This is a genomic window from Rhizobium sp. IBUN (assembly GCF_000510625.1).
Taxonomy (GTDB): domain Bacteria; phylum Pseudomonadota; class Alphaproteobacteria; order Rhizobiales; family Rhizobiaceae; genus Rhizobium; species Rhizobium altiplani.
This window is the reverse complement of sequence record NZ_AZNV01000079.1, coordinates 1-9,206: the sequence shown is the minus strand read 5'-3', so window position 1 is coordinate 9,206 and position 9,206 is coordinate 1. Positions and strand designations below refer to the sequence as shown.

Genomic DNA, 9,206 nt, shown 5'->3' with positions numbered 1-9,206 from the left:
ATAAACGACCGGCAGGCCGCTTCGAATTTACCTTCACGCCCAAACACGGCTCCTGGCTCAACCTGATCGAGGGCTTCTTCTCCAAGTTCGCCCGCTCCGTCCTGCGCCACATCCGGGTGACCTCAAAACACGAGCTCAAGGAACGCATTATGGCCGGTATCGACGACATCAATCGTCATCCCGTCATCCACACTTGGTCATACAAGCTCGCCGAGGCTGCTTGATATGATTCGAACCACGAAAACGCGCTACTAGTGCTGCCTTTTGCCACCGTCGTTGTGGAAAGACTAAGCGCGCCCTTCCCTCACGGTATATACCCCGAGAGGGGTATTCTAGCCGCAAAGCCTTCATGGAAGGTATATACACGGGGAGCGGATTTCCGCGCGGGGCGATCAGGAGGTTCCGGGAAATGAGCACTGACCTGGAGGCGCTGTTTCGGGCCTTCAATGCCACCATTGGCCGGCAGGCGATGGGCGATGCGGAATTCGGCGAGACCTTCCGTCAGATGATGGCGGCGCTCGTAAGCTTCGACTACGTCGTTGTCTTCGCCTATCGCGGCAAGGAGCGGCCGATCGATCTCTACAGCACCTTCGACCCGAAGGAGCGCATCATTTTCGTGACCCTCTACCAGGCTGGCCCCTACCTCCTCGATCCGTTCTACCACACGGCCCATGAACGTCGCGCCGGCGTGTTTCGGATGCGGGAATTGGCGCCCGACCGTTTCTTCTCCAGCGAGTACTACCGGACTTACTACGTCCAGACAGGCCTTGCAGAGGAGATCGGTTTCTTCGTCACGGCCGATGATGATACTACGATCGTTCTTTCGCTCATGCGCAACGAAAAGACCGGCCCCTTCCCGCCCGCGGAATTTGCCTTGCTGAAGAAAGCCGAACCATTGATCGCAAACATGGTTCGGCACTACTGGGCCGGGCTCGGAACTCGCTTTGATGCGCAACAGCATTCGAGAGCCCGCGGCAACCGCAAACGCAACGCCAGTGAAAGCGCCCTGCAGCCCGCCGAAGCGGTGTGGCGTGATCTCAATCTCACCAGCCGCGAGACCGCGATCGTCGATCTTGTCCTTCAGGGGTACTCCTCCGAGTCGATTGGCTTGAAACTCAACATCTCGACAGGGACCGTGAAGGTTCATCGGCGCAACGTCTACCGCAAGCTCGGCATATCGTCGCAAACACAGCTCCTCTCGCTGTACCTCAAGAATCTGTCGTGACACACGCTTGACAGTCTCGAAGCCCGGATGCCCTATTGCCGCAACGCGAAAGGGCCAGCGATGAGCGACGATCAAACCCCGACCGACAGCAAGCTCACAAGATCGAAGCGCCGTTGGGCCGAGGAAGGAAAATTCCTCACCGGCCGCATCAGTCGCCCGGAAACCGAGCGCCTGCCGCCGGGTCAGCACCTCGTCAAGGATTGGCCGGTCCTTGATCTCGGCCAGCACCCGATCATCCCACCCGACACATGGCGCCTGGAAGTCCGTGGACTGGTCGAAACTCCCCTTGACCTTACCTGGACCGCTTTCCAGGCGCTCGAGCAGAGCACCAAAGTCACCGACATTCATTGCGTGACGACGTGGTCACGCTACGACAACAAGTGGAAGGGTGTTTCGACCCGCGAGCTGCTCGATCAGGCAATGCCGAAGCCGGAAGCTCACTACGTCATGCTGACGAGTTATGATGGCTATACGACAAACTTGCCGCTCTCCGACTTCGCCGCGGAAGATGCCATCCTCGCAACCTCCTGGGAAGGGGTACCGCTGACGCGCGATCACGGCGGCCCCATGCGGCTCGTCGTTCCGCATCTCTATTTCTGGAAGAGCGCCAAGTGGCTGCGCCGTATCGAGCTGCTACCGGCCGATGCAGCAGGCTTCTGGGAAAAGAACGGCTATCACATGTACGGCGACCCCTGGCGCGAACAACGCTACTCGGGTGATTGAAACCAGGCGCCGCGGGCGCCTGCAGCCTGAACCCGCTTAACGTGCAGAACGCGCACCTAGAAATTCGCTTCAAAATAGATGTAGCGAGCGATATATTTTTCATATTAATGCCTTACGACGATTCAGCCGTGGTCGGCTGTTGAAAGCTGTACCCATTTTGGGTTGTCGTAGTGCAACGATTCCAGATATCGCGCATGGATTGATGAACAAGGACACTTCATTTCATACTGTCACGCAGAAACTGCTGGACGCATGGTTGCATACCACGCCGCAACTGCCGGCCGCTCCAGAGGACATCTATCGCGACGTCCTCGAGCTCCTGACGATCCGGATGAGGATGACGCTCGTCGTTCTCAACGGCGACGATCCGTTGCAATGGCATCTGAAGGTCGTGCGCACTTCTACCGTTAGTTCGCGTATCCTGAACATCAACAAGCTCTTTGCCGATCAGCGCATCGGCGAATTCAAGGATCGGGGCTACATGGAGACGGCCGTCATCCCGCGTTATCGCGAGGTGATCGCCACGCAGAAGCCGTCGATGGAACTGGTCAAGACACGGGTGCTTGGCGTCAACATCGGATACGAACGGCTGATCCTTCCGCAAAAGACAACGGCACAGCATCCAGCCTGGCTTCTGGCGGTCTCGAACGGCCGCTTCATGTTCAACCCGCCGCAGCAGCGAGCACGCATGGATGCGACCGATGAAGCCGTGATGCAGCTCCTGACGGAAGGCGCGACGGCCAAGGAGATCGCCGCTGACCTCGGCATTTCACACCGCACGGTCGAGCACCGCCTGGAGCGCATGAAGGAGCGCTACGGAGCGAAGAACACTGTCCATCTCGCGGCCATGCTGATTGCGACGCACCTCGACCGCGATATCGAGAAGAGCTAGAGCCGCTCAGGGTTAAATTAAGGACGGTCTGCCGGAGCAGGTTTCGTCAGGGCGCGATCCACCGAAGCAGCCGCCGTCCACAATATGCCGCAGCCAGCAACACCGCCGCGAAGCCGGTAACCGTCACCATGCTGCCGGGATGCAAGGGAACATTCCTCCATACCGGGCGAACGACATCCGCAGTGTTGAACGCCTCACCGCTGAACTCGCAGGTGATCAGCGCCAGACCGCGCAACACCATGCCGGCATCGATCGCAGAGACGATGGCCTCCGCCTCTTCCGCCTCGGCGCCCATGTTGCGCATCGACAGCAGCACGGCCTTCGTTGCCGCGAGGTAGGCGTGCGAGCATTCATTGAATGGACTGGCCTCGTCGGTCACCCCGCCCGGCATCTTGCCCCAGAGACAATAGGCATGCTGGATCTGCGCATAGTTCAGCACGCGTCGGAACGGCTCGTTCGTGTCCGTGGCACGCGCCGCGAGATCAATGATCCGATCGCGATACTCCGCCATCATGACCATTTCGCCATGTGAGATCTCGGCGATCGCGATGCCGCTTTGGGAACCGCTGCTCCGCTGGTGCGCGTCGGCCGCGACGGACCAAAGCTGCAGGACAGCGATCATGGCTACAAGAAAAATGGGCCGCCGACTGGTCATCTCTGAGGACAGGCTCCAGATTGCTCCGGAGCCTTCTCCGATCAATGGAAGACCGACGCGCGAGCGCTGAGCCTGGGTGCGGCACCGAGCTTGCGCTCGGCCAGAGCACCAAAGGCCAGGCCAAGAACGCCCCATAGGATGGCGTGCATCCCGATCGTGGTCGTACGGAAACGCCAGAGAACCATAGCCGAATAATTCTCCGGAACCTCGTTGATCGGCGGCAGCAGATACTGCACGAGGCCGATGAAACCGACATAGGCCAGACCTGCCGCGATTGCCGCATTCCACACACCGAACCGCGGCGTGAGGCGGCGTGCAAGCGCAATTGCCGCTACAAGCGCAGCGATCGAAACGACGATCATCAGGAAAAACAGTTCGGTCCTGACGCCAATGGTGTCGGGATTGCCGACTGCCGGCGGATTGGCCGGATATTTTATGTTGGGTACGATCACGATAGCGACAAACGCCGCAACGGCGATGAGGGCAGAGGTCCCGCGGGCGCTCAGATTGCTGAACCGCCCCTGGATAAAGGCGAATACGAGGGCAAACAGGCCGCCGACAGCAATGCTGTAGGCCATTACACCGGTCAAGAGGCCAAGGCCCGCCTGCGTGGCGCGGCTGACGATTTCAGGCTCAGCAGTTTCACCCGCCGCCTGGGCGGCCGCCTCCTCGAACGCGATCGCCTGGTCGACAAGCGGCTCGCCGAACGTATGCGCAAAGGCGAAAACGAGGACGCCAGCGATCATCCCCGCGAGCATGCCGCGAAGCAAAAGATTTCCAACCATGTCCGGAACTCCCTTAGTGGCAGGGGAAGCCGAGGAGATGCCGGCCGTCATGCACGAACTCGTGCACGTACATACCGTTGAAAAGCGCCATCGCGCCCTCTTCAGTACCGACGAAATAGATGGCGATGAGCATCAGCAGACCGCCGAAGATGGCCCAAGGCAAAAGCTCGCCAACCGGAATCGGAGCCGGTGCGGCGTCGGGCGCAAAAGTAGTGTCAGACATGTATTCCTCCTGGAATGACGCGTTCAGTCGAGAATCGTTGCGTGGCAGGGTCTGACTTCCAGTCCGAGGTATCCTCGTCCTGATCACAGTGGCGCGACCGCACCGGAATTTCACCGGTTTCCAAACCCACAACATCACCGTTATATCTGGCGCTTCGAACCTGTCAACGAAACTTCATGCAGCGGCGGGCCACGCTCCCCGATATCCGGAGATAACGAACGTGATGACGCGCCTTACCTGGATCTGCCACGGCCCGACGGCCGCCAACCGCGAGGCGCGCTTCCCGCAGGACGAACCGCTGGATGAAAAGGCAATCATTGCCACACGGGCAATCACCCCACGCCTGCGGCACGCCGGCAGCGTCTTCGCCAGCCCGACGCTGCGCGCGCGGCAGACGGCCGGCGCGCTTGGCTTGCAGCCGGAAGTTTCCGAGGCGCTCGCCGATTGCGATTTTGGCCGCTGGGCGGGCCGTTCGATCGCCGAGATCCAGCAAGCGGAACCCGAGAACCTTGCCGCCTGGATGGCGCAACCGGAGGAAGCCCCGCATGGTGGCGAGGCGATCGCTGCCGTGTGCATGCGTGTAAACGGCTGGATGCGCGAGCACTTGCAGTCCGGCGGTAACATCATCGCCATTACCCATGCGACGGTCATCCGAGCAGCCATCATCGGCACGCTGAATGCCCCCCTGTCATCATTCTGGATTACCGATATCGAACCGCTCGCCGTCGCTCACATGACCAGCAACGGAAGCCGCTGGTCCCTGCGCTTCGAAGGACAAACCACCTAATTTTCAGGGCGATAATTTAGTCCAGCCTTACGCAAGCAATCGATGCAATAGTTTCTCGACCCGACACCGTCGGGCTGTCAATCCTTGCCCCAAGGAGGACTTTGCATGCCCTATGATTGGAGCGGCGCGCGGATGCGACGCACGCGTCTGCTACGTATGACTGGCGCCGGGATGCTTCTCCTGCTCGTCATCAGCGTCACCCTTCTAACCAGACTTTGAGAACAACAGGCGAGCGACCAAGCGCTCGCCTCGTTTTTCACCGCGGCTTTCGAGCCAGTTCACACGCTATGATAGCGATTTGACAACAAGAAATCGCCCTTTGATTTGAACAAACGCTTCAGACTTCCATGATACATCAGCGCCCGGGTGGAGATGGAGTAAAGCATGCCGGTATTCTTCCAGAGCAGGGCCGGGAGGCAATGCTTGTTGGTCATGGCGTTGGGGGTAACGCTATGGCTCGTCGGTGCAATCCTGGAACTGGATAACTGTGTGGTCGCCTTCGTCGGCGCCTACGAAAGCTATGGTGCAGACAAGCTCGTCCTCGCCCTTGGCATCGGCGGGGCGATGAGCTTCGTCTATTCGATCCTGCGCATTGTCGATTTGCGCAAGGAGATGGAGCTGCGGGCCACCGCTCAGGCCAAGGCCGACTGGACAGCAACCCACGACCACCTCACCAAACTTCCCAACCGCTATGCGTTCGAACGGAAAGTCCTGCCGCGAAGGACGAAGACCGACGTCGAAGGTGACGAGTGGGAGCAGAACGTTACAATCTTCTCGATAGACCTCGATGGCTTCAAGAAGGTCAATGACCTTGTCGGCCACAATGGCGGCGACGCCCTTCTGATCGAGGTGGCAAAACGGATCTGCGCAATCGGAAACGCGGACTGCGTCTATCGCTTCGGCGGCGACGAGTTCGTCGTCGTTGCGCTTGGCCTCTCCTCCCGCCATGAAGAACGCTTCGCGCGTTTGCTCATTCAAGCCGTAACACGGCCCATTCACATCAACGGGTTCGCGGTCGAAGTCGGCGCCAGCGTCGGCTACGATCGCTGGGAGCAGGGTCAAGAGCCGCTCGAGGACGCGGCCCACCGAGCCGACCTCGCCATGTACGAGGCGAAGTCACGCGGCCCCAACCACCACATGGTGTTCGAAGCCTCGATGCAGGACAAGGTGGCAAAGCGCGCGACGCTGGAATCCAAGCTGCGCGTCGCAATTCAGCAAAAGGTCATCCGCCCCTTCTATCAACCGTTGATCGATCTCAAGAGAGGCACGGTCTGCGGCTTCGAAGCGCTCGCTCGCTGGACGGACGAAGAAGGCGTCGCCATTCCGCCGCCGGAGTTCATCGGCATTGCCGAAGAGACCGGGCTGATCACCGAGCTTTTCGAAGACCTTCTGGCGCAGGCCTGCAGAGACGCCCTGGCCTGGGACGACCACGTTACCCTCTCCTTCAATGTCTCTCCGGTGCAGATGGAGGACAAGCTGCTGGCCTCGCGCATCTTCAAGGTGTTGTCGGCAAATGGTCTTCCGCCAAGTCGTCTGGAGATCGAGATCACCGAAAATGCCCTGATCCAGGATCCGGCGGTTGCCGCAATCATCCTGGATGAACTCCACGATGCAGGCGTTCAGATCGCGCTTGACGATTTCGGCACCGGCTACTCCAGCCTCGCCCAGCTCGCCCGCTATCGCTTCGACAAGATCAAGATCGACAAGAGCTTCATCGCAACGTATCGCGATGATGAGCGTCAGGAAAAAATCATCCGCGCCATGCTTGGGCTCGGGCGCAGCCTCAACATACAGACCACCGCCGAGGGCATTGAAGAGCATCGCCAACTCGGCCACCTGCTTCAACTCGGCTGCGATGTCGGACAGGGCTATCTCTTCGGCAAGGCGATGCCCGCCGAAGAAACGCGCTCGTTCGCCCTTGACCGTCACGAGACATTGGCCAACGGATAAGCGCTCCGCACTCCTCTCCAGTAGTCCTCTACATCAGAAATTCGTAATGGACCCGTTCAGGCAGGGCCACGTTCGCGATCACCGATCGGACCTAGCCCGACCGGTGCGCAAGGCGAGTGGACCTTGTCATAGGGGAGGGATTTATCGCGTATTTTCGTATCGCTGCCGCCTCGGCGGCCTTCATTTGTCTTGCAGGGGCGGCGTCGCCCCCCGATCTTATGAGCGGGCGGCCGGCGGCCGCGGTTGTACCGGCAGCACCAGTTTTCACCTGGAACAGCTTCGACGCCAGTTCTCAGGGCGGACAGCCGGAGCCGGTCTCGACTACAACATCTTCGGGCGCGTGGAATATCGCTACAACGACTACGGCAGCAAAGTCCTGCTGGGCATAGACACCGATTTCAATCAGAACGTTGTTACCGTCGGCGTTGGCTTCAGATTTTGAGACTGCTCAACGATGAAATGACCAAGCCCAGACATACGCCGGGCTTTGCTTCTCTGAACTGAGGCTGGTCGCCGTGTAAGATAAGCCTTAGTGGTGGTTTCCACCACCCTGGTTTCCACCACCCTGGTTACCGCCGCCTTCGTTACCGCCGCCCTGGTTACCGCCACCTTGGTTGCGCAGCACTCAGCCGATAGGATGTTTTCGATGCGGACCTTGGCAGCTTTCGCGGCGTTCACGCTTGTTTTCACGCGTTTTCTGGTGAGAGCTATGCAGGATCCACCCTGCGCGCATCACGCGCCATTGGAGCGCCGATAGGCTTCCCCTTCGGCTTGCACGCGCTATACTTGGCTTTGCCATGGCAACGGCGGCCACGAGATGACCGACGACAAGGCTATGCCTTTTCTTCAAAAGGTGAACCGGCAGGTCAACGCTGGCGTCACGCCAGCGACGGACGCACAGACATCGGGGAAATCCGAATACTGGTCGCTTCCCATCAACAACAAAGGCGACTGCGAAGACTATGCCCTACTGAAGCTGAAAACCTTGCTGGGCGCCGGCTTTGCGTCGAACAAACTGGCGCTTTCGGTTGTCATCGATCGCCGCGGCAACAACCATGTCGTTCTGCTGGCCCGACTGAGATCCGGCGACTATGTCCTCGACAATCTTGCAGGCAAAGTAAAACCCTGGGCAAGCACGGGATACACTTTCCTGGCGAGCCAGAACTTCAACGACAGAAGCGCCTGGCAAGTAACGCTGGCCGGCCCGAGAGCGGACCAATATTCCGGAACGTAGAGCGCTGCGAGCAATTCTCAGCTTGCCGGCCGGCCGCGCGCCTTCGCGACGATGCAAGGGCTAGTGGACGGACGGGTCCTCTTCCTCCAGAAATGTTCGGATCCCCTCGCGTGCGATCGTCGCCAGGAACTCGTCAAAGGCCTCGCGATCGGTCGCGAAGGGCTCTTCCCATTCGATGAGATCCTCGTGCTGGGTCACCACTTCCATTTTCCAGTCGCCATTCGTGCCCGCCGGACGGAAGATGTCGACGAGCACGGTCACGCCATCATCGGTAAACTCACCGGCAAGTTCGGAATGTTCCAGTTTCGGCTTCTTCGCCATTCTCAAATCCGATCCGTGATTTTCGCCGAGCAGTCTAAGCGACAATGATGACAACAGCGCAGACCCATGGTGCACAGGGGTAAGCAACGGAGAAAGGCCCGCAGCCAAGGTTTATGGGAAAGTCCACAGAAGAAAATGCGTAATGCCCGACCTGAGAGATAGGTGACAGACCGTACCGGAGACATGGGTTACATTTTTCGATTTTGGTCGGGAGGTGTGGATGCCGTGGAGAGAGACTTCGGTCATGGATGAGCGTCTTGGATTTGTCGCCCGTTTACTGGAGGGCGAGGGATGAGCGAGGTGTGTCGGTCGTTCGGGATCTCGCGCAAGACCGGCTACAAGATCTTCAATCGCTACAAGGAGGACGGGCTGGAGGCCTGACGGACCGGTCCCGGCGGCCGGTGCGCTATG

Annotated in this window: 9 protein-coding genes, 4 pseudogenes and 1 riboswitch; of the genes and pseudogenes, 9 read left to right on the top strand and 4 right to left on the bottom strand. The window is 59.4% G+C overall.

What is annotated here, in order from left to right; genetic code table 11:
• The 4 genes and pseudogenes from RHIBUN_RS34595 to RHIBUN_RS0132280 form a co-directional block, all read left to right on the top strand.
• A pseudogene (locus RHIBUN_RS34595) lies at window positions 1–224 on the top strand (IS630 family transposase); the annotation flags it as partial.
• 185 nt (window positions 225–409) lie between these two features.
• Window positions 410–1,225, top strand: a complete 816-nt coding sequence (locus RHIBUN_RS0132290) for a LuxR C-terminal-related transcriptional regulator (protein ID WP_025662805.1) — start codon at window positions 410–412, stop codon at window positions 1,223–1,225.
• A gap of 60 nt (window positions 1,226–1,285) precedes the next feature.
• Complete coding sequence (locus RHIBUN_RS0132285; RefSeq protein WP_025662804.1) at window positions 1,286–1,948, top strand: sulfite oxidase-like oxidoreductase; 663 nt, start codon at window positions 1,286–1,288, stop codon at window positions 1,946–1,948.
• A gap of 202 nt (window positions 1,949–2,150) precedes the next feature.
• Complete coding sequence (locus RHIBUN_RS0132280; protein WP_025662803.1) at window positions 2,151–2,840, top strand: helix-turn-helix transcriptional regulator; 690 nt, start codon at window positions 2,151–2,153, stop codon at window positions 2,838–2,840.
• A 46-nt stretch (window positions 2,841–2,886) separates the two neighbouring features.
• Here the strand turns inward: RHIBUN_RS0132280 and RHIBUN_RS0132275 are convergent, their stop codons facing one another.
• Genes RHIBUN_RS0132275 through RHIBUN_RS0132265 form a run of 3 tightly spaced genes read right to left on the bottom strand, consistent with a single transcriptional unit; the run spans window position 2,887 to window position 4,503 of the window.
• Window positions 2,887–3,495 (bottom strand): hypothetical protein, encoded by a 609-nt coding sequence (locus RHIBUN_RS0132275; RefSeq protein WP_025662802.1) that lies wholly within the window; start codon window positions 3,493–3,495, stop codon window positions 2,887–2,889.
• Between the two features lie 41 nt (window positions 3,496–3,536).
• A complete protein-coding gene (locus RHIBUN_RS0132270; RefSeq protein WP_025662801.1) occupies window positions 3,537–4,280 on the bottom strand; it encodes a CbtA family protein in 744 nt (247 codons plus the stop codon).
• A gap of 13 nt (window positions 4,281–4,293) precedes the next feature.
• On the bottom strand, window positions 4,294–4,503 hold the full coding sequence (locus RHIBUN_RS0132265; RefSeq protein ID WP_025662800.1) for a CbtB domain-containing protein: 210 nt from the start codon (window positions 4,501–4,503) through the stop codon (window positions 4,294–4,296).
• A 25-nt stretch (window positions 4,504–4,528) separates the two neighbouring features.
• A riboswitch (cobalamin riboswitch) is annotated at window positions 4,529–4,675 on the bottom strand.
• 51 nt (window positions 4,676–4,726) lie between these two features.
• Between RHIBUN_RS0132265 and RHIBUN_RS0132260 the strand changes: the two genes are divergently transcribed.
• The 4 genes and pseudogenes from RHIBUN_RS0132260 to RHIBUN_RS34590 all read left to right on the top strand — a co-directional run bounded on the left by RHIBUN_RS0132260 (window position 4,727) and on the right by RHIBUN_RS34590 (window position 8,474).
• Window positions 4,727–5,290, top strand: a complete 564-nt coding sequence (locus RHIBUN_RS0132260; RefSeq protein ID WP_037218235.1) for a histidine phosphatase family protein — start codon at window positions 4,727–4,729, stop codon at window positions 5,288–5,290.
• 384 nt (window positions 5,291–5,674) lie between these two features.
• Window positions 5,675–7,240: an EAL domain-containing protein gene (locus RHIBUN_RS0132245; RefSeq protein WP_025662798.1), complete on the top strand. Its 1,566-nt coding sequence runs from the start codon at window positions 5,675–5,677 to the stop codon at window positions 7,238–7,240.
• Window positions 7,241–7,529: 289 nt separating this feature from the next.
• Window positions 7,530–7,682, top strand: a pseudogene (locus RHIBUN_RS36665) (porin family protein); the annotation flags it as partial.
• Between the two features lie 281 nt (window positions 7,683–7,963).
• Window positions 7,964–8,474, top strand: a pseudogene (locus RHIBUN_RS34590) (transglutaminase-like cysteine peptidase).
• A 60-nt stretch (window positions 8,475–8,534) separates the two neighbouring features.
• Here RHIBUN_RS34590 and RHIBUN_RS0132230 read toward each other — a convergent pair.
• Window positions 8,535–8,795, bottom strand: a complete 261-nt coding sequence (locus tag RHIBUN_RS0132230; RefSeq protein WP_018117109.1) for a hypothetical protein — start codon at window positions 8,793–8,795, stop codon at window positions 8,535–8,537.
• Window positions 8,796–9,015: 220 nt separating this feature from the next.
• Between RHIBUN_RS0132230 and RHIBUN_RS36150 the strand changes: the two are divergent.
• Window positions 9,016–9,206 (top strand): annotated as a pseudogene (locus RHIBUN_RS36150) (helix-turn-helix domain-containing protein); the annotation flags it as partial.

Coding starts and splice junctions, on each gene's coding strand:
- RHIBUN_RS0132290 (WP_025662805.1), top strand. CDS start 410: ATGAGCACTGACCTGGAGGCGCTGTTTCGGGCCTTCAATGCCACCATT.
- RHIBUN_RS0132285 (WP_025662804.1), top strand. CDS start 1,286: ATGAGCGACGATCAAACCCCGACCGACAGCAAGCTCACAAGATCGAAG.
- RHIBUN_RS0132280 (WP_025662803.1), top strand. CDS start 2,151: ATGAACAAGGACACTTCATTTCATACTGTCACGCAGAAACTGCTGGAC.
- RHIBUN_RS0132275 (WP_025662802.1), bottom strand. CDS start 3,495: ATGACCAGTCGGCGGCCCATTTTTCTTGTAGCCATGATCGCTGTCCTG.
- RHIBUN_RS0132270 (WP_025662801.1), bottom strand. CDS start 4,280: ATGGTTGGAAATCTTTTGCTTCGCGGCATGCTCGCGGGGATGATCGCT.
- RHIBUN_RS0132265 (WP_025662800.1), bottom strand. CDS start 4,503: ATGTCTGACACTACTTTTGCGCCCGACGCCGCACCGGCTCCGATTCCG.
- RHIBUN_RS0132260 (WP_037218235.1), top strand. CDS start 4,727: ATGACGCGCCTTACCTGGATCTGCCACGGCCCGACGGCCGCCAACCGC.
- RHIBUN_RS0132245 (WP_025662798.1), top strand. CDS start 5,675: ATGCCGGTATTCTTCCAGAGCAGGGCCGGGAGGCAATGCTTGTTGGTC.
- RHIBUN_RS0132230 (WP_018117109.1), bottom strand. CDS start 8,795: ATGGCGAAGAAGCCGAAACTGGAACATTCCGAACTTGCCGGTGAGTTT.